Below are 24,292 nucleotides of genomic sequence, written 5' to 3'. Positions count from 1 at the left end.
CATTATGGCTAAGCCAACTCTTGCGCCAAAATCACAGGGGATGGATCCCCGTTTGTACTGCGATTACGCTCGCTTAGTACGTCTGCAAGCACAGGCAGACTCATTCAGTTTACTTCCTCATCTAAAAGCGGGTAGCGTACTCTCAGGCCGCCACAATTCGCTGTTTCGCGGTCGTGGATTGAACTTCGAAGAGCTGCGTCATTATCAATTGGGTGACGACATTCGTAACCTGGATTGGAAAGTCACGATGCGCACAGGCAAGCCGCACGTGCGCAGCTACACCGAAGAAAAAGATCGCAACGTGATCGTGTGTGTCGACCAGCGCAGCGCAATGTTTTTTGCTTCGACACAAGTCATGAAATCGGTTGTCGCGGCAGAAATCGCGGCCATGTGCGGGTGGCGTGTGTTAAAAGATGGCGACCGAATTGGTTTTGTCATTGCATCCCAACAGGCGTTGTTTCACAGCAAGGCGCAGCGTTCGCAAAACGATCTTCTGGCTCAACTTAAGCGTCTCGCTAAAGCCAATCAATCGCTCAATGTGGACTCTCGCAATTCCGAAAAAGTGACGTTCAGTCAATGGATTGAGCTCATTAAACGCATGAAGCTCAAACAATCCACATTGATTTTTATCAGCGACTGGAGCGACTGCGAGGAGCACCACCTTGACCACCTTAAACAGCTACAACAGCACAACGATGTTCTCGCAGTGATGGTCAGTGACCCATTAGAACAAGCGCTACCAGACGATTTGGCAAAATCGAAATGGGTGGTTGGTGATGGGCAGTATCAACTCAATTTAGACAGCAAAGCAAAGGTAGAAGCCGCGAGCGCAAAGCTTGAGGCTCGAACTAGCTTACAGCGACAATCACTCTCTCAACTTATGGCGATGAAACACCTTCCGCACATCGAACTCGATACGACAGGCGAGCACATTAAACAATTTCAAAAACTGGTAGGGGGACGTTAAATGAGTGGTGTTCCTACGCCTCCGAGTACCTACATACTCAGAGAGCTACATGATGTGGCCGTGCCACCAAGCGTGAGTTGGTATCCGCAAACTATTGGCTGGAAAATTTTAGCGGCGGTTGCGCTCATTGCATTGGTGTATGTCGCGTATCGCTTGGCTCAACAATGGTGGTGTAACCGCTACCGACAAGAAGCTCTGTTGACGATTTCGCAAATCAAACCGAGCGACAAAGGCATGCCTAAAGCATTGTTCTCTGTGCTTAAAATTGTGTTGATTCATGTTGATAGCCGTAACGCGAAATTGTTTGATACCGCCTTTTTGCGCAAGCTCGATGCGCTATATCCGCAAACCGGAGATTCTCTAGCAAACTCGCAAGTGGTCTTTAACGATGAGCTTTCAAAGCGCTGGCTACAAAGTATTGTTGACCCAAGCGTTATGCTAACCAACGAAGAGCGAGTAACGCTTATTGCTCGTGCGAAAAACTGGGTGAGTGAACACCGCTGTGATGCTCAAAAAAGCGCGGCAAAGAAATCTCCATTATTGAAACGCAAAGCAAATCAGGGAGGTCAACATGAATGATCTTCTTGCATCGCTAACTGGTTTGTCTGGTTTTGAATTTGCTCACCCAATGTGGTTTCTGATTTTGCCGCTGCCATTGGTGGTGTACTACTTGGTGCCTGCATATCGCACTAAGCAAATGGCGATCAAAGTGCCGTTTTTTAGTCAGTTGGTGGAAGCGATTGGCGAGACGCCGTCAGAAGGTGCAAGCCAGTTAACCCCAAGCTGGTGGCAACGAGCAACGTTAATTCTCTCATGGCTTTTGGTGGTGTGTGCGATGGCAAAACCCACTGTGTTAGGCGAGCCTCAAGTTCGCGAGAGTTTAGGGCGCGATGTGATGGTCGTGGTGGATCTTTCGGGTTCCATGGCTGAGCCTGATTTCACCTCTCGTACAGGTGAAAAAATTTCTCGCCTTGATGCGGCAAAAGAAGTGCTGACGGAGTTTGTTCAGTCTCGTAAAGGTGACCGATTAGGCTTGGTTCTTTTTGGTGATGCCGCTTTTGTGCAAACGCCATTTACCGCAGACCAAAAAGTGTGGCTCGAACTGCTTAACCAAACCGATGTGGCGATGGCCGGGCAGAGTACCCATCTTGGTGATGCGATTGGCTTAGCGATTAAAGTTTTTGAGCAAAGCGATAAGTCGCGTGGTGCTTTAGAACAAGATCAAAACCGTGAAAAAGTCGCGATTGTATTAACCGATGGTAACGACACGGGCAGCTTTGTCGAACCGATTGATGCGGCGAAAGTTGCGAAAGCCAAAGGCGTGCGAGTGCACGTGATTGCGATGGGTGATCCTGAAACGATAGGTGAAACCGCGTTGGATATGGACACGATTCATCGCATTGCAAAAGAATCCGGCGGTGAAGCGTTTGAAGCTCTCAACCGTGATGAACTGTCGGCTGCCTACGACGAGATTGGCAAACTGGAACCTCAACTTTACGAAAGCACCACATACCGCCCAAAACAAAGTCTTCACCATTACTTGATGGCGTTAGTGGTCATCATGCATTTACTCGCGTTCAGCGTCGCGACACTCAAAAGAAGGGCTGCAACACGATCATCATTAGGAGAGAGCGATGTTTGATTCTCTTAGTTGGACGCAATTCTTTACGCAGTTTCATTTTATCCGACCGCTGTGGTTACTGGCTTTGATCCCCATGTTTTTCTTGGTGTGGTTGCGCTGGCGAGAAGAAAGCAAACCAAGCTGGAAGGATATTCTTCCCGAACATTTACGCAATGCTTTGACGATAGGTGAGCGAGGTTGGCGCAAGCAACTGCCGCTTAAGCTCTTGATGCTGATTGTGCTAATCGCCATTGTGATTTGTGCAGGCCCAACGTGGCAACGTGAATCTTCCCCCTTTGGTGAAGATAAAGCCTCTCTGCTTGTGGTGCTTGATAACAGCGACTCGATGCTGCAAAAAGATCTCCCACCAAGCCGCCTTGAGCGTTCCAAACAGAAAATACGCGATTTGTTAGTTGCGGGAAAAGGCGGAAAAACGGGTTTAGTCGTGTTTGCGGGCAGTGCTCATGTGGCGATGCCTGTGACTCAAGACAGCAAAGTATTTGACCCATTCTTGGCGGCCATTACGCCAGAAATCATGCCCGTGCAAGGTAAGCTTGCTGAAAAAGCCTTGCCGTTAATTGATCAACAATTGCAAGCTCAACCAGGCTCCACCGTTTTGTTGGTGAGCGACGGCGTGAACCCGGCCACGATTAAGCAATACCAAGCGTATTTTGCAGGCAAACCTTATCAACTGTTAATTCTTGCTGCGGGGAATACAGACATCGTGAGTAACAACCCGATGGATTTGGATTCTCTGCAAAAACTGGCCAGCCAGACCAACGGTCGGTTGGTGGAAGTGACGGTCGATAACAGTGATATCGAACAACTGAATCGATACGTTGAGCGCAATATGCAGCTTAATGGCGAATCTTCAATGCCTTGGAAAGACATGGGTTATCAACTGCTGTTCCCAATCGCGTTGATCATGATGCTGTGGTTTAGAAAAGGGTGGTTAGTGCAGTGGTGCGTGATTGCAATGGTGAGCGCTACACTGTTGATGCCGACCAGTGCAATGGCAGAGAACATTTCTGTTAAAGCCGAACAGCCACAAGTTGTGCAAAAAGTGACGACCTTCGACAAGGTGGCGCAATGGTGGTGGGATTTGTGGCTGACGCCAGACCAACAAGGACAGCGTTTGTTCAACCAACAAGCGTATTTAGAAGCTGCAAAACACTTTGTCGATCCATTACGCAAAGGCACGGCGTACTACTACGCTAGCGAGTTTGAGCTCGCGCACAGTGCGTTTTTGGAAATGCAAAACGACCCGTCCGAAGAGGTTAGAGATTACGGTCTTTACAATGCGGCGAGCGCATTGGCGCGTCAGCGTGAATATTTGGCTGCTCGTGACTTGTTAAAATCCCTAGCCAGTAAGCCAACGTTGAGCGAGTCGTTAAGACCTGATGTTGAGCACAACTTGAAAGTGATTGCTGGCATCGTCGATGAGATAAATCAGATGAGTGAGAGTCAAGCAGGAACAGAGCAAGAGGCGTCAACCGAGCTAGGCGACAACCCTCAAACCGCAGAAGGAGCGGATGAACAAACGTCAGCAGAGTTGATGATTAAAGAGACGTTAAGCGCAGACGACATCTTAGGTAGCCAAGAATTAGCCGACAAGTGGCTAAAGCGAGTCGAAGCGGATCCGAAGTATTTCTTACGCGCTAAATTTCAAATTCAATTACGCTCGCCAACAACGGGTAACTCAACTACGACAACGGAACACAATACAGAGGAGGCTGCCCAATGATGATGAATGCCCATCGCGTGACCTCTTTTGCACTTCCTGCAAGGATAGTGGCATGGTTAGTGGTTTGTTTGAGTCTGTTCGTAAGTCGTCACGTTTTCGCTCAGGATATTTACGATCTTCAACGCAATCATGGTGTTGAGTTGCAAGCGTGGGTCGGTCAACAACCAACGGCTGGGGAAAAGCGTAAAACGCCAAGTTTTAGTGTCAACGAGCAAGTCATTTTAACCATCGAAGTGGCAACGCCGCGCTGGTTTACGGGTGGGACGCGAATTGGCAGTATTGAAATGCCCAATGTTATCGCCAAACAGCGTAATCAGTTAGCCACTAACTTCACGGAGCACAAGGGCGGACAAACTTGGTCGCGTCAACGCTGGGAAGTGACTTTGTATCCACAAGCATCTGGTGATTTTGTGATTCCACCTGTCGCAGTGGGCGTTCAGGTGTCAGCACCGGACGGCGAGAAGGTGTCAGGTACCCTTTACACGCAGCCGATTAAGTTCAAAACTGTCTTGCCATCGGGATTGTTGAGCGGTGACACGCCTTGGTTTTCTGCAACGCACGTAGACGTAAAACAAGAGTGGGAAACCTCCACTGAGTCACTCAAAGTTGGGGATGCAATCACGCGTAAAATCACCATTTCAGCTCAAGATTCGCTATCTGTGTTGCTACCAGACTTGTTGAAAGGAGAATCAACAACCCGTTACCAAGCGTATCCTCAACCGCACCGTCTTACAGATACGCAAACACGTGGTGATTACCAGTCAACACGCACAGAAGAGAGCGTGTACGTGATTCAACAAGGTGGTGAATTAACCCTGCCAGATTATGAGTTCCGTTGGTGGAACAGTAAGACTCAGCAAGTGGAAACGGTGGTGTTAGAGGGCAAAACATTTGCCGCGAAGCACACGTTGAAATCCTTCATCAAAACGTACTTTGCATGGATTGTTTCCACGCTTGTATTGCTGGGCTTTGTGGCTGTTTCATTGGTAGCCATTAAACGTTACTACCGCAACAGACCCACACCAACATGGTTGACGTTCCACCGTTTGTTAAAGGCTAAACGTTGGTCTGAAGCAAGGACCGTATTGTACAAACAATTGCGTTTAAATACGGCAGAGCTGGAAATGACCAAAGCCGATACGAGTGAATCGTGGCAAAAAAGTGCGTCGCGAATGCAAAATGGTGAAAATAGCGCTCATTTAATGAAGTCGATGTGGCGCAAGATCCAGACCAAACAACAACGTTTTAAATTCCGTATACCGCGAGCGTTACCAGAACTGGACAAAGTCATTGGAAGAGATGGCAATGAATAAAACGGGGCGCTAATATAGCGCCTCGTTTTTATTAGAGAATAGAGTTCAAATGAGCCAAGAGTTTATGCGCCGCGCATTGGAAGTGTCCAAAAATGCGCTTCCTGAATGTCAACCCAACCCGCCGGTTGGCTGCGTGTTAGTGAAAGACAACCAAATCGTTTCAGAAGGTCATACTCAAGCTATTGGTGGCAACCACGCGGAAGTAGAAGCGCTGAATGCATATCAAGGCTCGTTAGAATCGGTGACGGCATACGTTACGCTAGAACCGTGTTCGTTTGTAGGTCGCACGTCAGCTTGCGCGGTGACATTAGTAAAATCCGGTATTGGCAAAGTCGTCGTAGCCATGTTGGATCCAGATCCGCGCAACAGTGGTCGAGGTATCGAGATTCTAAAACAAGCCGGTATTGAGGTAGAAATTGGTTTATGCGGCGAGGAAGTCAGCGAGTTTCTTACCCCATATTTAGGCAAATCTTAATGTAAGCTTTGGCTTGCACGGTAGCTGCTCACTTATGCGGTGAATGGAGCACGTCAAAATTGAGTTAAAACTCATTAAAACAGGTCGTACCGCCCATTTCTTGTACTTGGCTACGTTAACTATCATGCTGTTAGATTAAAATAGAGAAAGTGATTTTCGAAAAATTTAATAGCATGAAACCGACCGATCTGAATCTTATCCCCATCTTTATTGCCATTTATGAAGAGGGGAACTTATCTAAAGCAGCAGCACGTCTCAGCATCACGCAGCCCGCAGTCAGCAAAGCGTTGGCACGCCTTCGTGATATTTATGACGAACCTTTATTTCATCGCTGTACCAAGGGGGTAGAACCTACCTCTTTTGCTATGGATATTTACCCTGCGCTGCTTACTTCGGTGCAAAACTTTACTTCAACTCTGACGGCTTCTAGCGAATTTGACCCTAAAGTGTCGAATCGAGTGTTTTCCATTGCTTGTGTCTCTGTTGCAAGTTTTGAGTTGCTCCCTCAAGTTATGAAACAGATCCGTGAGTTGGCACCACATATTGCTTTAGAGGTTCATCCACTCTTTACAGAAGATTTTGAAAGCGATCTGCGTTTGCAACGTTACGACTTGATCATTGATATCGCGCCAAGAGCACGAACAGTTTTAAAAGTTGAAACTGTGCTTACTGAGCGCTTGGTGGTGGTGTCTAGCGAGGAGCACCCACGCTTAAAGGACGAGATTACGGCTGAACAATTTTTTGAAGAAGAACATGTGGTGGTTTCGCAGTGGCAGAGTCGTAAGAGCTTGTTAAACGCCGATGATATTGTCGACTTGGACAAAAGAAAGATAAAGTATCGAGCTTCTGGCGTGTTGGAAATGCTACCTGTTATCTGCGGTAGTGAATATATTGGTTTAATGCCCGAGTCGATGATCAACTTGTTCAACCACACCTATCATGTTAAATCTTTATCTATGCCATTTGATGAACAAACCTATGAGCTCTGCACAATATGGCATCCTAGTCGGACAAACGACAGTGCCCATCAATGGTTGCGATCACAGATTAAACAAGCAGGGAAAACCATCAACCAATAGGAAGTGCAATGAAGAAAACAATACGTGCCATCCTTAACGGCAAAAAAGCTGGGAACCCAGAGTTAAGAGATGCAATCATGAAAATGAGAGACAAGGGCGTCGATGTGCAAGTGCGAGTGACTTGGGAATCTCAAGACATGCCGCGCTTGGTGAAAGAAGCGGTTGATGAAGGGATTGAACGTATTGTTGTCGCTGGTGGCGATGGGACCGTCAATGAGGCGGCTTCTGCGATTATCCAAATTGAAGAAGAAAAACGCCCTGAGTTAGCCATTATCCCTCTTGGTACCGCAAATGATTTTGCCACCGCGATTCAAGTGCCAGCTTCTATCAAGGCGTCTTTATCTCTCGCCGTAGAAGGGCAGTCTGCTTTGGTCGATTGTGTCAAGGCTAACGATCGCTACTTTATTAACGTGGCAACAGCAGGGTTTGGCGCAGAAGTTACGGCAGAAACGCCTGTTGAACTTAAAAACTTTCTTGGTGGCGGCGCTTATACACTAACTGGTGTTGTAAAAGCCCTCGGCTTTAAACCTTATGACGGAACAATAACAATTGAAGGCGGGGCTTATCAGGGAGAAATGTTGCTTGGCGCTTTCTGCAATGGTCGCTTAGCTGGAGGTGGGCAAGAGTTAGCGTCGAAAGCGATGATTAATGATGGCTTGATGGATCTAACACTGGTGCGTCCATTCTTACCTCATGAGCTGCCAAAAGTTATCGAAGAGATCAATAATCCTAGCGAGAAAGGTGAGTTTGTAAAACACACAAGAGCAAGCTGGTTGGAGATAGACTTCCCAAATCCACTTCCGCTCAATTTAGATGGCGAACCATATCATTCGAGAACAATACGGTTTGATGTTCAGCCTAAGAGTATACGATTAGTCTTGCCGCAAGATTGTCCTTGCTTGACCAGCTAAACGAGTAGTTTCACGGCCCATAAACAACACAGCCTCCAATATGTGGCTGTGTTGTTTGTGTTGAGGTGTCAGGCGAATTAAAGCTTTTGAATGGTCTCTACGTCGATCTGCGTGGTTGTCCACTCTGAGTCAACTTCGCCTCGAATCGTCACTTTATCGTTTGGACCAACGTCTAACCCCATCCAATCTTCATTGTCGATTTCCACTTCGATTTCACCAGTCTCATCTTTGAACAAGTAAGTCTCGTTACCAAGAGATTGAACAATGTGCCCGGTTAACATGACGGCGCTGTCGTCGGTTGCGTTGTGCGCCTCTTTCACCGAATTAATTACGCTTACTTCTGGACCATTAAATGCGGCGAAAGCTGAGCTTGAAAGTAGGGCAAACATGGATGCTAAAATCATTTTTTTCATTATCGTCCCCTTAAATTAGAAGTAGTAAGTTGTGCCTACGTTAAAGGATGCCGTGTTTGCGTAGTTGTCTAGTTGATATTTTGCGTTTGCACCAATGGTGAACTGCGGGAAAATTCGGTATTCCGCACCCACTGAGAACATTGCGCCTAGCTCGTTGTTTTTCTCTGTGTTGTGGAAAAGCGTGTTGTTCATTTCCACATCGTCGTTCGCGACAAGCTCGTATTCTTGATGTTTCGAAACTTTGGTGTCGTATTGCGTGTACGTTAGACCCGCTTTGAATTTTGTTGTCCATTTGTCATTTAATGCATAGCTAAACACTGGAGACAGCGACACTTGCTTGGCTTTGATTGACGCATCCCAATCCATTTCATGATGGTAATCTTTGCCATCGATTGACTTGATACCTAGGTTTTTTGAACGACTATCATCAAGGTCAAACTGGCTGTAACCCAGTTCCAATGCCCAGTTGTCATTAAATGCGTAACCGACAAAGCCTGAGAAAATACCGTCTTCAAGCTCAGGGTTGAGTGTTACGTTGTCAGTTGAAAAGTGAGGTTCCAAATCATGGTCAGTGGTGCCTAGTCCATATTCCAGACCTACATAAGGAGCCGCAGATACCGAAACTGAGCAGGTAACAAGTAACGCAAGAAGTGTTTTGTTCATTTTATTTTGCCTCTTCAAATCAACTTAGTGAGTAGAAGCGCATTTTGTGTGAAGAAGCGTGAAGCAATCGTGAAGAAACGAAAAAAATTTTAGAAAAAAGAGCAAGGGGCGATAACTGAGGGGCGGTTTGAGTGAACAAACACCAAGCTCTTTATATAGAGTAAGTTAAGTTGCTGCGACGTAACACACCGCAAACGGGACATTAAGGCGAGTAAACTCTTTGATCCAACGCCATTGGTTATCCTGGAGTTTATCGCCAGGGCCTTTCACTTCAATCCACTCGAACTCATTTTCTTTAAAAGCAATGAGATCCGGCATCCCATTACGGTAAAGCTTAAGGTCGCTCAATTGTATTTTGAACAGCGCCATCAGCATATTGGTTGGGATAGTGTTGAGCGATGTTTCGAGTAGCTCTTTACTTATTAAATTCCAATGTACAAATGGATTACTGATGCCAAACTTCTCATCGTATTTTGTCAATAAGGTCTGGGTGTTGCCCGCTTCTAGTTCGGCAAAAGCGGTGTCTATCAAAGCTTGGCGCTTGGTAACAAAATCTGAGTGATATAAATCTAAAGGACGGTGTTGATAAGCGTTAATGAATGCCCCTTCAATAGGAGCAAAAATCGCATCCCAGAATGTAAGCCCCAGTAGCGAGTTGAGCAACGCATTTTCAGCGTAAAACACATTCCAGCCTAAGGACTCAAAATACGCTTTACTGGCAAGCTCGACTCGTTGTTGAGATAAATCCAGTTCAATATGGTATTCGGAGCAGAGTGGCTTCGCTACTCTTGGTACTTTCGCGCCTTGTTTTCGCTTCAACCGTTGCTCAAGTTTTTGTGCGACTTCGAGCTCAGACACATCAATTGGCGACTGCAGCATCTCTGTGACAATGTCACTAAATAAATCATCATGGTTCAGTTTGTCATAGATACGTGCACGTCGTTCTTGGCTCGGAGTGAGCTGAGTTTGGCTAAATAGAGATAGGGCGGTCTCTAGCTCATTAATACGCTCATAGTCTCGCGCAATGTCATTCAACATGTGTTCGCGTTTACGATCTACGTAATGGTGACTAACTGGATGAGGCATTGCCTCAATTAATAAGTCGAGGTTCGCTTTGTCTTTTCGATCAAATTGCCAGTACAGGTTGGCTAGTTGGCTCAGTTCAATTAAGCGGTCTATTTGCTCACGTGAATCAAAGAAACGGCGCACTTTACTCAATTGGTATTGCTCGAACTGATGTAGACCTAAGTCATCAAGCACAAACTGACTTAAGTCTTGATGGGTGTTGGCAAAAAACAGGGTGAGTAACACGTCGATCATGTGAGCTGAATTGAGTTTGATGATCGTAAACTCAAGCTGCTCAAAACGATCAAATTCCGTGTTGCTTAAACGCTCTACAAGGGCATCTTTCTTTAATGACTTCGGTAGCTCTGGGTAAAGTGCAGAGATCTCCGGTTTCGTCAGTAAGTTAGACGCTAACTCTTGATGAGCGAGTGTTGGGGAAAGGACCACAAACTCATGTTGACTCAATTCTGCCAGTGCTTCATCGATTGAAGGTATTTCTTGATAACTCAGCTTATCACTTCGAAACCAACACCCTTTTCGGCTGTATAAACGCACCAACAGGCACTGGGCGTGTTTGCTCAAAGAATCAAACGAGCGAAGCCAAGCGTGTTCTTCCTCGGCCAGTAAATCGCTGTACCAGGTTACTGCGTGGTGAGTCAGCTTAAAGAAGTTTTCTAGATAGTAGTCTGGTGCAAGTTCGATAGGGCTCTCCATAAACGACCTGTAACAAAAAAGGCTTAACCCATAGGTTAAGCCTTTTCGCTATCAAATCAATTCGCAATTATGCGTTTTTTAGCTGCGCTACTTTCGCTTCAGACAGTGGCTTAGTGATGAACGCAAGTACGATACATACTGCCATCATTGCTGATGAAATAGTGTAAGCCAAGGTGTAGCCTTCGCCGTTCGTCATAGAGAATCCAACAACTGCTGCGCCGATTGCACCACCGATACCCCATGCTGTGTAAAGCACGCCGTAGTTAGTTCCGTAGTTTTTCAAACCGTAGAACTCGGCCGTTAGAGTAGGGAATACCGCTAGAAGTGTACCGTAACCGACCGCTGCGATCGCAGTACCAATGATCAGAGTGAACTCAGAGTCGAACGTTGCGAACAGCACCATGTTTACGCCTTGTAAGACGAACGCAAGTAGAAGCGTACGAACACCGCCGATTTTATCTGCAAGCATACCCGCAGCAACACGACCGCCAGAGTTGAATACAGCAAGAATGGACGCTAGGTAAACCGCGTTTGGCAAGTTTGCTTGAACGCTTGCGATGGTCGTGATGTTACCGATGATCATTAGACCAACAGAAGCTGCGAACGCGTACATGATCCATAGAGAGTAGAACTGTGGCGTCTTCAGCATTGCTTTCCAAGTTAGGTCATCTGACTTTTTCACCGCTTTAGGTGCTTGGCCTTCTTTTACTTTCGGCTCAGCAGGTGTGTAGTCTGCTGGTGGGTTGTTGATGGTTGCTGCAAGAGGAACCGCAATCGCTAGGATACCAACACCAAGAACCATAAAGCTGGTTTGAATGCCCATGCTGTCGATCAATGATGATGTTACTGGTGCTAGGTAGATAGCCGCTAGACCAAAACCAGCCGCAATAATGCCGTTAACCATGCCTTTCTTCGAAGCGTGGAACCATTTCATTGCAGAAGGTGATAGGCATGCGTAGCCAAAACCGATACCTGCACCTGTGATCACACCGAAGGTAATGTTCAGCATGAGTGGAGTGTCAACAAAGCCAGATGCGATCATGCCTAGACCTGTAAGAACAGTACCTAGGATAAGGATCATACGCGGACCCATGCGGTCTTGAAGAATACCTGCAACAAGAAGACAGATAGAGAAAGTGATGGTTGCAGTTGCGTAAGGTGCAGAAGCTTCTGCAGCACTCCAGCCTGATTCAGTTACCAGTGCCTTGTTGAATACACTCCAAGCATACAGGATGCCAAGACAAAGGTTGATACAGAACCCTGCTAACAGGATGCGCATAGCTTTATCAATCTTGCTCATTTTCATTCTCAGTTTTTCCTCTTGTTGGCAATGCCGCAAAGAGGGTTGGTTTAAAGATGTTTTTTCTCAAAATTAGTTTGCGTTTTTCAACGATTAACGCAATGAGCGCGGATTATAACCAATAAATATGTGATTGGAATCTCTTTTTACCGTTACTGATAAAATAATTTGAAACATTAAAAGCGGATGTGAATTCATGGTTTTGTATGTGGTTAGCGTGTTATCAAAAAGTGATGATTTTTGTTGTTGGGAATGAGGAACTAGTCAAAACAGAGAATTCAGTGCGCAGTTGGGTGCACAGCTCACATTTCATATAAAAAATTTCAAAATGTTACCGTGTTAACTCCCTGTAACAAAAATGACTGAAATATCGTCTTGTCGCCGTAAGTATTGGATGTAAAGGGTTTCTTAAATTTAAATTGTTAACCTTTTGTAATAACTAGGGCTGATTAGGTTTTTTGTGCATTAAGTGAACAAAAAAGTCACTTGTAATTGCAGATTATAGGAGCAGAATATAGCGAAAAATGAGATTTCATTTATGAAGGGATGCTTTTTTAGACTTGTTGTGAGGTGACTTATGAAACTGTTCCTATTACTCATGGCTTCGGTATCTGCTGGTGTCGCATCTGCAGACCACATCCATTCATTTATGTTGGGTCTATCTATTGCTTCTCTAGCGGTAGGGAGCTGTTATTTCTTTGCATTCCGTAGCTCGCGCTTTCCACAACTTGCTTTATTCTTACTAATTTGCGGCATGCTTTCTAAGTTGACGATAACGGTTGTTGGTGTGATGTGGGGAATGTCGGCTGAATTAATTACATCTCCAATCGTATTCGCACTTTCGTATTTATTCTTCTCTCTCGCCGTGACCTACTTATGGTTTAGTTATCGAGAGAGTATCACTAAGATCCCTGATCGATTTAAGTCAGCGTAAATCGTCAAATAAGAAAACATAATGAAAAAAACGCCAGCAAAAGTGCTGGCGTTTTTGTTTAAAGCTAAGTCAGTTAGCTTGTTGTATTTGGCTCGGTAGGGTTTGTCCTGTATTGACTGATACTGTTAGTGGCGGCTCTGGAACTTCTAAGAAGCAGGCGATTACTCTATAGAGTTCTCCTTCCGCAACGGTAACCTTTCCATCCGATTCAATCGCTAATCGACACGCTTTTACGAACAAGCGACGACTTTTCGGTTTGAGCTGCAGTAGGAGCTCTAAAGCGGCGCGATTTAGGCCCCAGTTCTTATTTGCGGGTTGTAACTCTGCATCATTAAAGCCCAAACAGGTTAGGGCGCTGCTAAATGCACGTTGAGCGTCTTCCGGTTGAGAGTGACTAACCCAAGCCAATTCGCGCAGTAGCCAAAACACACTCTCTTTTAATTGCTTTAAAGATTGGATCTTTTTTGTACATCCATACGATTCGAGTAGTTGCTTCTCCAATAAGTTGATGACACACCATTCTGCGAGTGAGTAGTGATCATCAGTTTGAGAGAGTTCGCGTAGCACCTGGCACAGTCTGTTTTTCTGACCCTCACTCAGCGATTTCAAGGCAGGGATGGAGAGTTCGAGTAATGGAAAGCGTAGATGAAGAGGCAAATCATAATCTAGCCATGGTAATAATTGTGCTTGAGACACATTTGGGATATGACTTTTTATCATCTCTCGCTGGAGTTCACTGCCATCAAATATCAAGGCAAAAGCAATAAAGCGCGCACTGTATGGTTCACGAGCGATGTCGACAAGTTCGGAAGGAAGTTGGTTAAGTAGTTGTTGACCTACTTCGCTGAGTTCTGCGGTGGTTGGTTTCTCCGGTTGTGTCGATGTCCCTGATGTGAATCCACTAACGTTATCATTCTCAAAGCTTGTCGTTGGACGATGCGAACTTTGAGAAAAACTTCCATCCCAACCAGGTTCAATTCGGCGAATCCGTTCTTCTAGTGGAGGGTGAGTAGCAAATAGGCCAGAAAAGCCGGAGAGTTTGCTTTGACCAAACATCATATGGCTCATCTCATCGCTTGCTTTTGTATTCAATGAAGAACCCGCCATATGACTACCAATTTTCTTGAGTGCACCAGCAATGCCTTGATCGTTTCGAGTAAATTGAACGGCACTGGCATCAGCGAGAAATTCACGTTGACGAGAGATTGCAGCTTTGATCATCGAGCCAAACAAGGTGCCAATCCAGCCCAAAACCAAACAGATAATCGCAATCAGCATGATAACCGCAAAGCCTTTATCGGAATCGGAAGAACTTCTTGATACGCGGCTCGTATGATGAGTGTTATCTAAGACCAAGTGTCCAAAATGTGCAATGCAAGTGATGCCAAACAGTACGCCGATAAGACGCGTATTCAAACGCATATCTCCGTTTAAGATATGGCTGAATTCATGAGCAATGACACCTTGTAGTTCATCTCGCGTGAAGCTATCCAGTGAGCCTTGTGTGACGCCGATGACGGCATCATCAATGCTCATGCCTGCTGCGAAAGCATTGATACCGCGCTCTTCCTGCATCACATAGACGGGAGGAACCGGAATACCAGATGCAATTGCCATCTCTTCCACAACGTTGAGCAGTTGTCTATGTTTTGCATCTAAGGTGTTTGAGGAAATCAGCTTGCCACCTATGCTCTCAGCAACCCCTCGACCTCCATTGGAGGTGAGGGCGGATAAGCGAACCATTGAACTTATCGCAACAACCAGCAATACGCCAGCAAAGCACAACAAGACGTAGGTAAGTGCGGTTTCTTGATCAAAGTGTTCGCCTGTTACTCCGTAATAGATACCAATCGATAATACGCTTACCAAACCAGTGATGGTGACAACTGCTAAGGAAAACAGGAACACCAAAAGCCCAGTGCGTTGACGCGCGGTATCTTGATGGTCAAAGAAATCCATTAGAACTCAACCTTCGGGGCAGCTTGTATTTCAGTACTGTCAGAAAACTCTAACAGTTTGCCATCCTGGAATCCGAATGCGTTGGAAAACAACACTGGCGGGAACGTTTGTTTGTATGTGTTGTAGCTGGTTACCGCATCATTAAATGCTTGGCGAGCAAACGCAACTTTGTTCTCAGTGCTGGTTAATTCTTCTTGAAGCTGACTCATGGTTTCATTCGCTTTAAGCTCAGGGTAGGCCTCCACTACAACATTAAGTTTGCCCAACGCACTTTGCAGCATGCTTTCTGCTTGGTTTAGTTGGCTAATTGCCGCATCACTACCAGGCGCGTCACTGGCTGCTTTCAGGCCAGCAATTGCTTGATTACGAGCTTGGATGACACGTTCAAATGTTTCTTTTTCGTGTTCCATATAGCCTTTTGCAGTATTAACTAAGTTCGGAATCAAATCGTATCGACGTTTTAATTGAACTTCTATTTGAGCGAAGCTGTTTTTGAAACGGTTTTGTAGAGTAACGAGCTTGTTGTAGATACTGACGGCGTACACCACAATGAGCAGGACAATAACGATAAAGCCAATAAATGCAGTCATAATAAATCCCATTTTCTTAATGTATTCAGTTCTTATATAAACTGTTGAGATATTAAGCAAATGCTTCTGAAGAAGCGATGTAATAACCGAGAAATATGTCACGAGTTGAGTAACAATTAAAATGCATTTACAAAGCAATACAGAAAGAATAATGGCACTGGCGAGATGAAAGAAATAGGCCCAGCTAGAAGCCGGGCCTTGTCGATAAGCAATATTGGCGATGCCGTTAGGCACTCATTGGAACAAGCACCATAGTACCAATTATAACTGTGATAAGACCTGCAAGAACCGGAACGGATGTACGTTTTACAACCTCAAACGGGCTGATGTTCGCCATACCGGATGTCGCAACGATTACGCCAGACACTGGTGAGATAGTACGACCTAGGTTTGATGCTTGAAGCATCGGGATAATTAGGAAAGCTGGGTTTAGTCCCATTTTAGCAGCCAAAGATGGTGCCAACTCTACAAATGCATAGAAAGGCGCGTTACCAGACCCCGTTGCAATTGCTGCTGCAACTGTCAATGCAGTAAGGATAAGCATTAAAGCAACACCGCCTGCACCTGCATTGTCTGCAAGGTGAAGTAGGTTATCGATAGCGCCGATAGACATTAGACCTTGCGCAAAAACCCCCGCTGCAACCAAAAGCATCACAACGCCTTTGAACGCGTCAGCCATGCCAGCGTAACAAGAATCTAAATCTTCCAGTGATTTCTTACCATCAAACTTATTTACAACGTAATGGATCAGAGCGCCAAGGAAAATTGAACCGACCACAATAGTGTAAATGTCTAGGCTAAGTCCTGGAATGGTACGACCGTTGAATAGGAACACGCCGATGATAGGTAGAAATGGCAGTGCCGCATAAAACGCTGGTGCATCGGCTTTGATCTCTGATACGTCAATTTTTTCCATTGGCGTATTTTCTTTCTTATCTAAGTATTTGTTCCAGAAGAAAGCCGCGGCAGCCATCACGATGATTGCGCAGATAGAAACAGGCAACACTGTTTGTACCGCAAACACATCAAGCGCCAAGCCAGATTTTTCGGCGGCGATCACCACATCACCAGAGGTTGGAGAAAGAATGATTGCCGCAGGAGAGGCACAAACTGCAACCGCTGCTGGACGAGAGATCCCCATTGCGACCATCATTGGGAACAATGTCGCCATTAATAGTACGCCAAGGCCAGTTGCAGAACTTACCGCAAGAGACATCAAACACGCCACAATGTAAGCCGCTACCAAAAGGACATAAGGAGACTTGATAACAGAAAGCGGTTTAGAGAACTGTTTCACTACAACGTTATTCGCGCCGATGTGAGTCATATAGGAAGCGAAGCCACATAGCAACATGATTTGCATACCAAGGCCGCCGCCGCGGTATTGTAGCATGTATTTCACGTATTCTAGCGCGTCTGTCACCATGTTACCGGTTGAGGTGATTTTTGAGGGCAGCACGTCATGCCCCAATACGCCAGTCATAAGAAGTAAAGCAATACCAGCTGTCAGTAACACGCCCGCAGCTTTATAGCCTTTGACGATAAAGTAACCCACAGCAATGGTGACAACTAAGCCAATTAAGAGCTCTAACATAGGGATCTCCGAATGTTATGAAAAAAAGAAAGAAACTGTTTCATTTTATGACAAGGAATTTACAGAATTCTTAACTGTGGCACGAGACAAATATGGGGCTTGCATGATCTGAGACAAATAATAATTTAATAATTAATTTCGTTAGATTGTATTGTTGGAATTTGGTTTTCTAAGTGTTATGTGCTGGTTTGAAGCTGTTTGCAGGAAGGAAAATATGACCAGAAATTTGAATAAATAGTGAGGGAATTGATTCAAAATGAGAAAAAGAAACAACTCAGTGAGTTGGGAGAGGGTAATAATCCTTGCAACAAAAAAGCTTCGCCGAAGCGAAGCTAAATCGTAAGGATGGGTTAAGTTAAGCGTATCGGCGCACCATGAGGTTCCAACTGCGTTGTTGCCGTTCGAACTCCGCTTTGATTTGCTGATACTTTATCTTTGTCACAGAGCACTCGTATTTTTTTACCACACTGGCTGTTTTTGCACCGAGTACTTCCTTGCGCATTTCATAATATTCCTGCATGTGATGAACTAGCGCATCAAACTCGTGTTGTAACTGATCGAGAATCGTCTGCGTATTCGGTTTTGCTCCCAGTTTTTCTTTTGCTTTCTTCAAGAGTTGAGTTGCGCGAGCTTTTTCTATTCTAAATGTTGGCGTTGTGCGTAATTTAGATGTCAGTCCTAGCCAAGAGCATGACTTAATCAACCACTTGGTTGGGTCGTAATGCCACCAATACACACCATTACGATAGTCATTCTCGAAGATATGATGGAAATTGTGGTAGCCCTCACCAAATGTAAAAAAGGCTAACACGCCGTTGTCGCGAGCGGTGTTTTTGTCCGTGAAAGTCTGTTTTCCCCAAACATGCGCAAGTGAGTTAATGAAAAAGGTCGTGTGGTGGCTCAAAAATAGTCGAGCGGCACCAACTACTAATAACATACCCCAAATATCGCCGTAGATAATACCAAGAGCGACCGGAAAGCCAATATTGGTGAGTAGAGCAAGTGGAACATAGTACTTATGTTGCCACATGACGATTTTGTCACGCTTTAAATCGCGGCAGTTGGTGTATTCGTTTTCCTGCGATTTATTGTAGTCGCGTAACATCCAACCAATATGAGAATACCAAAAGCCACGTTTCGCTGAGTAAGGATCTTTGTCGTTATTGTCGACATGCTTGTGGTGTACACGATGATCAGAAGACCAGTGTAATGCACTATTTTGCAAAGAAAATGCTCCTCCAATCGCAAAAATAGCACGTAAAATTGGATGAGCTTCGTATGTTTTGTGGCTCCAGAGTCGGTGATAGCCTGCTGTAATAGAAAGATTCGTAAAACTGAATGCTATCACTCCCCAAACTAGATGCTCCCAACCCAGTCCAAAATGATATGCATACCAAGGCATTACAATAAAAGTCAGAACAAAACTGGAAGAAAATATCAATGTATTCAACCAGATAATGGGTGGTTTGTTTTGAGTCACAGGTGTATTCCTAACTTTGAGCTAACAACTGTTCGCCAGAATATCAGCGTACACGTGTAAGTCAAATTAAAGTTAGACAAATGTGACTGTTCCTTTGGATGTACATTAAGGAACTTGATGGGATATTTTGCTTTTAATTGAATAATGAGTAGTATTAAAAAATGAGCTCTGGCTTAAGGTGTATAAAATCTGCCAAGAAACAAGTGTTATAAAGGTGGAATATGCCGAGACTCTATAAAGAAGTAAAAAATGTAAGAAAATAGGAATACGTAATGGATTTACGATTAGCGGAATATAAGGACTACGAGCGCATTGCGCATCTTCATGCGGATAGTTGGAAGCGTCATTACCGTGGCATTCTTAGTGATAACTATCTTGATAAAGAGGCGATTGACGACAAACTACTGATCTGGCAAACCCGTCTGACCAACCCACCATTCAACCAGCACATTGTCTTGGCGGAAGAGGGTGGTTTGTTGCTCGGCTTCGTTTGTGTGTTTGGCAACCATGACTTCGAGCGTGGAACCTTTATTGACGCACTGCATGTTGATGACAGCTACCGTGGTCGTGGTATTGGCAAGCAGCTATTACTTGCTGTCGCAGAATGGCAGCAACAGTACTTTAAAGACACTGGCCTTTATCTAGAAGTCGTATCGCAAAACATTTCTGCAATTGAATTCTACCGCCATATTGGAGGTCAAGAATGTCAAGAGCGAACTTGGCGTGCGCCAGGTGGTACAGAAGTATTGGAGAAGGTATTCCGTTGGAAGAATGCTCAGTCATTAGTCAGTGGGATAGAAGAAAACGTTATTTACTCCTAGTCTGACGTTTTAGCTTAGCAATAAGAGCAGCATCAACGCTGCTCTTTTTTGTGCCTGTCCTAAAGTTTAGTGTTTCAGTGGGCGACTTAAAAGCAAAGCCCCATGGCTTTTAGCTCTGACTCGCATTGCTGAGCATTTTCAAATTGAATGGCTTCCATGCCTACCACTCGGGCCCCTTCGACGTTGTATGGCATATCATCAAGAAATACCGTTTCCTCGGCCTGAAGCTGATATGTTGAAAGTAGGGCTTGGTAGATCTCAGCTTGTGGCTTTAGTAACTGCACTTCAGAAGAGATGATTGTACCGTCAAACAGCGGCCAGAATTCATAGGTAGCACGAAGATGCTCAACAATTTCGTTGACGTTGTCTGTGAGCGCATAAACGCTATATCCTGCACTTTTTATTCTTTTTAGCAGTTCGACACTGCCGTAAAGTAATATTTGTGTATGTTTTACGTAGTAAAAAAAGCGGTCCATTTCTTCCGCTGTCACTTTGTGCTCACGTTGATAGCACAGTTTGGCTTCCTCTTCGGAAATGATTCCTTTGTTTAAGTCTTTCCAGATTTGTGATGAAAACAGCAACTGGGCCATTTTTTCCGCTTCTACTGAGTGACCAAATGTTAAGCTAACAATCTCTACCGGAGACCAGCGTACTAATACATTTCCCACATCAAAAATTACGTTTTTTATTTGTAAAGGTTCCATAACACACCCCAAGCCAATTGTTCATCACCGCGTTACATCCACAGTGAGTGCTGTCGTTAAATCTTTGGAAGTTCGAGCCAAAGGCGCGGTTTAAATGTCTCGAACGTATATGAGATTAACATCCCTTAGGATACAACGCGATTATCGCAAAATTACACTAAACTATATGCAACTTCATTTATTTGGTTGTAAATCAAGTGTCTCCATCTTAAAAGATTGAAATTAAAGACAAGCGTCGCGAAATATTTGCGCCATTTCGCGCTGCTTATAAGCGTTAAGTAATATATAATTACTTAATAATAAAACGATAAGAATGAATGCAAATCACACTATTGGGACGTCAGGCGGAGTAGGCAAAATAGATAATATGGACTCGATACGTAAGGTTTATCAATATGCAGAACCCAACCTGACTCTCGTTGGTTGGATGGGGTTTCTTGGCTTTCCGCTGTACTACTTTGTTTGGGATTTTGTTTTCCCACAGGCTTATGAAAACTTGCCGCTCAGATTGTTTTGTTCACTATTGTTCTTTGGCATCATTTTTAGAAATCGCCTGTCGTCAACGTGGCGAAAATATATCCATATTTACTACCAAGTGACGATAACGATCTGCTTACCGTTTTTCTTTTTCTATATGTTACTGATGAATGACTGGTCCAATGTTTGGGTCATGTCCTTTATGTCCGCGATTTTCTTGCACATTCTATTGGTTCATGTCACAAGAGTTATGTTCGCTCAAACTTTTGCCGGAATAGGTTTAGCGACGTTCTTTGCTTGGGTGGCGAAAGGGTTTCATCTCGATTTAACAATGGACTGGACGCATGTGCCAATCTTTCTCTTTATTTATGTATTTGGCAATTTATTCTATTTTCGGAACCAAGTGGAGCACGAAGCGAAAGTGTCGTTGGCCAAGTCATTCGGGGCCGGAATTGCGCATGAAATGCGTAACCCTTTAAGTGGCCTTTGCACGTCAATCGATGTTATCCAATCAGTCTTACCCAATAAAAAAGAAGCCGAGAAAGACCAATATCTAATGAGTGGAGAGGATGTCACCCTGCTGCGTGAAGTTAGTGAGGATGCGATGAACATCATCCAGTCGGGCAACGAGACGATAGATTTACTTCTGACATCGATAGACGAAAACCGTGTCTCGCGATCCAGTTTTCAAAAGCATTCTGCTCACTCAGTGGTTGAAAAAGCGATTGAAAGCTTTAGTTATAAGCGTGCGACGGATCGCTTTGCTATATCCCTAGATGCGAGAAGTGAGTTTGATTTTCTTGGTAGCGATACCTTACTCAAATACGTTATGTATAACCTTTTCAAGAACGCCTTCCATCATCGCACATCTGAAGATTTCCACATACATGTGTCCATGACGAGCACGGAGCACTCAAACCAAATCGTTGTAACCGATAATGGTGCTGGTATTGCTCCTGATGTCCTACGTAATATATTTCAGGACTTTTACACAACTGGTAAGTCAGGCAGCTATGGTTTGGGTTTGCCATTTTGTAAAAAAGTGATGCGTTCTTTTGGAGGTAACATTGAATGCCAGTCTCAGCTAGGTGAGTGGTCTCAGTTCACGTTAACTTTCCCGCCGATCACATCTGATATCGTGACTGAAATTAAAAACGATTTGACCAAACTCAAAACCATCCTAACGGTGACTAATCAAGATATTCTTGTGTCGAAAGTGACGGACATTAGCCGTTTTATGGGTTTTGAATCAACGATCTTAGATGTTAATCAAGTGCTCAAAAAGAAAGAGTATGAGTTCGAATTCGACCTAATTTTTATCGACCTTGAGAGCTTGGACGCAAGAGCAAACCAATTAGATAGATTAGAATCTCTTCTGTCTTTCACGGAAGCTCGTATCGTTTATCTTTTTGAGCATCACCCGACACAGAGAGCATGCAAAGCGGCATATGAGCCTATTTGGGTCGAGACTCAAGCCTGGTTATTGAATACTAAGCCAACCATTGACCGTCTCTTGTATGATTCAAGCTATGTGTCGACACCAACGGCCTCAGTGGCTTTGGATACGTCAAATAAGCGGACAATTATGGTCGTGGATGATAACGAATCTTTGCGAAAATTTACCGCGATGTTACTCGAAAAGCAGGGCTTTGAAGTGATTCAGAAAGAAGACGGGCAGCAAGCACTGGATACATTAGAGCAAGAGAACGTTGACCTCATTCTTATGGATATCGAGATGCCCATCATGGATGGTGTAGAAGCTTCAAGGCGAATTCGAAGCTCGGATAAAAACTATGCGTCGGTACCGATTATTGCGCATACTGGGGATAGCTCACCTGTTACGCTGGACAAAATAGGCTCTTCTGGCATGTCTGACTTTATCGTGAAACCAGCGGATAAAAATCGCTTATTCGACAAAATCGCAAACTGGATTTAATCACTCGCAACTGTGTTATCTTGAGACGAGTTGCTCATAACGACGAATACGAATAAAGAGCTCAGCAAAACTGCTGAGCTCTTTATTTTTACGTACACTCTAGCTTATACAAACTCTAGATCGGGATGAACAAACGCTTCTTGGCAGGCGGAAAGAACGCGATCGACTTCGGCGGCAGTCATGTCCGCATTGACAGAAAAACGAATGATGTTCTTGTTTCTTCCTGTTGCAGGGCGACAGAAAACTGCACCAAAGACATTCCTTTCTTCTAAAAAGTCGCGAACTCGCTCAGTGTTTCTTTCGTTGCCACATTCTAGCGCGATAATTTGCGACTCACTGCGAATAGTAAACCCAATACGTTTTAAACCAACGGCTAGAGACTTCGCTCTTTTAAACAAAATCTCCCGCTTGTCATCGACTTTTTTTATGACGTCCAGTGTTTTTTCTAACCTAATAATCTCTTGCGGTAACACGGTAGAGCTGAAAATGGCAGGGTACGCGACAAATGGAAGCGTCTTCGCCAGCTTTTCTGCCCCTAAAATTGCGCCAGCACGATAAGCAAATGTCTTTGCAAGACTTACGGTTACAAAATCCACCATATGAGTCAAATCCAGCTCTTGCAGTAGCCCAGCGCCTTGCGGACCGTGCGTACCTAACGAGTGCGATTCATCCACAACTAAGCCGCAGTCAAACTCTTGTGCTATTTCGTAGATATCACGTAGAGGAGCAATGGTTCCGATAGTGCTGTAAACCGAATCCACAACAATAATTCCCGAACCATGGCGTGAAATCTGTTTTCGCAAGTGGTTGGTGTTGTTATGCATGAACGGATGAATTTGTGCTCCTGCGATACGTGCGCCTTCCCATAAAGACATATGCGCAAAGAAGTCGATATACACAGGTATGTTCGGTGCACAAATAGTCTGTAATAAACCGACATTCGCAGCCCATCCCGATTGAGAAAGCAGACAGCTAGGCATGCCGACAAAACTGGCTAGTTGAGTTTCAAATGCAGGTTTCGACTCATCATCTTGCAAGAAAATCGCGGACATCACGACGTTGTCATCGTGTTGAGCAATCGCATCACGATGCGCGTTTTGAATCTCCTTGTTATGAGACAGTGCCAGGTAATCATTGCTTTGCATAACAACGGCATTACACGGTGGACGTTTACCAAGAACAAGGTGTTTTTTGTTCTCGTTCGGTTCAATTAGATCTTGAATATGAAAATCTAGGCGTTCCTCAATAAAGGAAGGAAGTGGTTTGCTTTGTATAGTTTCACTCATAATAAATCTCTTCTTCATATGGAAAAACGCCAGCGCTGACACTTATTCATATTGCGGATTTTGGGGAGAGTGTCACTAACCAGGTTGCATAAGTTTGCAGACCCTTGCAAACTCGACATTTGAGGGTTGGATGGTGGCTGTAACTCTATAGGGGCCCGGGGTCTAAACTAGTTTGTGCTTAAAGTTTATACGGCGATTTTGCGGTGTTTTTTTCGTGCTTCATGTCTGGACTTTGTATGAGGAATA

21 protein-coding genes are annotated in these 24,292 nt (G+C 44.7%); 11 read left to right on the top strand and 10 right to left on the bottom strand.

Going from position 1 to position 24,292, the window contains the following annotated elements; all coding sequences use genetic code 11:
- Positions 1 to 4: 4 nt before the first annotated feature.
- The 8 genes from ACHFJ9_RS01850 to yegS all read left to right on the top strand — a co-directional run bounded on the left by ACHFJ9_RS01850 (position 5) and on the right by yegS (position 8,110).
- Positions 5 to 967, top strand: a complete 963-nt coding sequence (locus ACHFJ9_RS01850; RefSeq protein ID WP_074190587.1) for a DUF58 domain-containing protein — start codon at positions 5 to 7, stop codon at positions 965 to 967.
- The gene (locus ACHFJ9_RS01845) at positions 968 to 1,546 is read left to right on the top strand and encodes a DUF4381 domain-containing protein (RefSeq protein WP_074190588.1); all 579 of its coding nucleotides are present in this window, start codon (positions 968 to 970) and stop codon (positions 1,544 to 1,546) included.
- Positions 1,539 to 2,609, top strand: coding sequence for a vWA domain-containing protein (locus tag ACHFJ9_RS01840; protein ID WP_005477545.1), 1,071 nt, complete (start codon positions 1,539 to 1,541; stop codon positions 2,607 to 2,609). The genes ACHFJ9_RS01845 and ACHFJ9_RS01840 overlap by 8 nt, the downstream gene beginning before the upstream one ends.
- A complete protein-coding gene (locus tag ACHFJ9_RS01835; protein WP_395354974.1) occupies positions 2,602 to 4,332 on the top strand; it encodes a VWA domain-containing protein in 1,731 nt (576 codons plus the stop codon). Before ACHFJ9_RS01840 ends, ACHFJ9_RS01835 begins: the two co-directional genes overlap by 8 nt.
- A complete protein-coding gene (locus ACHFJ9_RS01830) occupies positions 4,329 to 5,645 on the top strand; it encodes a BatD family protein (RefSeq protein ID WP_395354972.1) in 1,317 nt (438 codons plus the stop codon). Before ACHFJ9_RS01835 ends, ACHFJ9_RS01830 begins: the two co-directional genes overlap by 4 nt.
- A gap of 49 nt (positions 5,646 to 5,694) precedes the next feature.
- Entirely contained in the window at positions 5,695 to 6,120 is a 426-nt protein-coding gene (locus tag ACHFJ9_RS01825) for a bifunctional diaminohydroxyphosphoribosylaminopyrimidine deaminase/5-amino-6-(5-phosphoribosylamino)uracil reductase RibD (protein WP_124007808.1), read from the top strand.
- A gap of 173 nt (positions 6,121 to 6,293) precedes the next feature.
- Positions 6,294 to 7,199, top strand: a complete 906-nt coding sequence (locus ACHFJ9_RS01820) for a LysR family transcriptional regulator (protein WP_374093560.1) — start codon at positions 6,294 to 6,296, stop codon at positions 7,197 to 7,199.
- Positions 7,200 to 7,207: 8 nt separating this feature from the next.
- On the top strand, positions 7,208 to 8,110 hold the full coding sequence (gene yegS / locus ACHFJ9_RS01815) for a lipid kinase YegS (protein WP_048624961.1): 903 nt from the start codon (positions 7,208 to 7,210) through the stop codon (positions 8,108 to 8,110).
- A gap of 77 nt (positions 8,111 to 8,187) precedes the next feature.
- Here the strand turns inward: yegS and ACHFJ9_RS01810 are convergent, their stop codons facing one another.
- The 4 genes from ACHFJ9_RS01810 to ACHFJ9_RS01795 form a co-directional block, all read right to left on the bottom strand.
- Positions 8,188 to 8,523, bottom strand: coding sequence for a NirD/YgiW/YdeI family stress tolerance protein (locus ACHFJ9_RS01810; protein ID WP_005398145.1), 336 nt, complete (start codon positions 8,521 to 8,523; stop codon positions 8,188 to 8,190).
- Positions 8,524 to 8,538: 15 nt separating this feature from the next.
- Positions 8,539 to 9,186 carry an AcfA family outer membrane beta-barrel protein gene (locus ACHFJ9_RS01805; protein ID WP_258642149.1) on the bottom strand — a complete coding sequence of 216 codons (648 nt, stop codon included), beginning with the start codon at positions 9,184 to 9,186 and terminating at the stop codon, positions 8,539 to 8,541.
- Positions 9,187 to 9,351: 165 nt separating this feature from the next.
- Complete coding sequence (locus ACHFJ9_RS01800) at positions 9,352 to 10,965, bottom strand: VRR-NUC domain-containing protein (protein WP_395354968.1); 1,614 nt, start codon at positions 10,963 to 10,965, stop codon at positions 9,352 to 9,354.
- A 67-nt stretch (positions 10,966 to 11,032) separates the two neighbouring features.
- Positions 11,033 to 12,265 carry an OFA family MFS transporter gene (locus tag ACHFJ9_RS01795; protein ID WP_031780690.1) on the bottom strand — a complete coding sequence of 411 codons (1,233 nt, stop codon included), beginning with the start codon at positions 12,263 to 12,265 and terminating at the stop codon, positions 11,033 to 11,035.
- Positions 12,266 to 12,842: 577 nt separating this feature from the next.
- On the opposite strand from ACHFJ9_RS01795, the gene ACHFJ9_RS01790 reads away from it, so the two are divergent.
- Positions 12,843 to 13,199, top strand: a complete 357-nt coding sequence (locus tag ACHFJ9_RS01790) for a hypothetical protein (protein ID WP_005398137.1) — start codon at positions 12,843 to 12,845, stop codon at positions 13,197 to 13,199.
- 69 nt (positions 13,200 to 13,268) lie between these two features.
- Here the strand turns inward: ACHFJ9_RS01790 and ACHFJ9_RS01785 are convergent, their stop codons facing one another.
- The 4 genes from ACHFJ9_RS01785 to ACHFJ9_RS01770 all read right to left on the bottom strand — a co-directional run bounded on the left by ACHFJ9_RS01785 (position 13,269) and on the right by ACHFJ9_RS01770 (position 18,822).
- Entirely contained in the window at positions 13,269 to 15,158 is a 1,890-nt protein-coding gene (locus ACHFJ9_RS01785; RefSeq protein ID WP_395354966.1) for a M48 family metallopeptidase, read from the bottom strand.
- Positions 15,158 to 15,748 (bottom strand): LemA family protein, encoded by a 591-nt coding sequence (locus ACHFJ9_RS01780; RefSeq protein ID WP_395354964.1) that lies wholly within the window; start codon positions 15,746 to 15,748, stop codon positions 15,158 to 15,160. Before ACHFJ9_RS01780 ends, ACHFJ9_RS01785 begins: the two co-directional genes overlap by 1 nt.
- Positions 15,749 to 15,974: 226 nt before the next feature.
- Positions 15,975 to 17,342 carry an anaerobic C4-dicarboxylate transporter DcuC gene (dcuC, locus tag ACHFJ9_RS01775; protein ID WP_005398199.1) on the bottom strand — a complete coding sequence of 456 codons (1,368 nt, stop codon included), beginning with the start codon at positions 17,340 to 17,342 and terminating at the stop codon, positions 15,975 to 15,977.
- 355 nt (positions 17,343 to 17,697) lie between these two features.
- Positions 17,698 to 18,822: an acyl-CoA desaturase gene (locus ACHFJ9_RS01770; RefSeq protein WP_395354962.1), complete on the bottom strand. Its 1,125-nt coding sequence runs from the start codon at positions 18,820 to 18,822 to the stop codon at positions 17,698 to 17,700.
- Between the two features lie 272 nt (positions 18,823 to 19,094).
- Between ACHFJ9_RS01770 and ACHFJ9_RS01765 the strand changes: the two genes are divergently transcribed.
- Entirely contained in the window at positions 19,095 to 19,643 is a 549-nt protein-coding gene (locus ACHFJ9_RS01765) for a GNAT family N-acetyltransferase (protein WP_005398196.1), read from the top strand.
- 86 nt (positions 19,644 to 19,729) lie between these two features.
- Here ACHFJ9_RS01765 and ACHFJ9_RS01760 read toward each other — a convergent pair whose 3' ends face one another.
- Positions 19,730 to 20,347 carry an HAD family hydrolase gene (locus ACHFJ9_RS01760; protein WP_395354959.1) on the bottom strand — a complete coding sequence of 206 codons (618 nt, stop codon included), beginning with the start codon at positions 20,345 to 20,347 and terminating at the stop codon, positions 19,730 to 19,732.
- A 367-nt stretch (positions 20,348 to 20,714) separates the two neighbouring features.
- Here ACHFJ9_RS01760 and ACHFJ9_RS01755 point away from each other — a divergent pair, with 367 nt between their 5' ends.
- A complete protein-coding gene (locus ACHFJ9_RS01755; RefSeq protein WP_074190596.1) occupies positions 20,715 to 22,760 on the top strand; it encodes a response regulator in 2,046 nt (681 codons plus the stop codon).
- A gap of 104 nt (positions 22,761 to 22,864) precedes the next feature.
- Here ACHFJ9_RS01755 and cqsA read toward each other — a convergent pair whose 3' ends face one another.
- Entirely contained in the window at positions 22,865 to 24,046 is a 1,182-nt protein-coding gene (cqsA, locus tag ACHFJ9_RS01750) for an alpha-hydroxyketone-type quorum-sensing autoinducer synthase (RefSeq protein ID WP_395354957.1), read from the bottom strand.
- Between the last annotated feature and the right edge of the window lie 246 nt (positions 24,047 to 24,292).

It is taken from the genome of Vibrio sp. D3 (assembly GCF_043995865.1).
Classification (GTDB): Bacteria; Pseudomonadota; Gammaproteobacteria; order Enterobacterales; family Vibrionaceae; genus Vibrio; species Vibrio diabolicus.
Note: the sequence above shows the minus strand (reverse complement) of the source record. Positions and strands in the feature narration are given on the sequence as shown.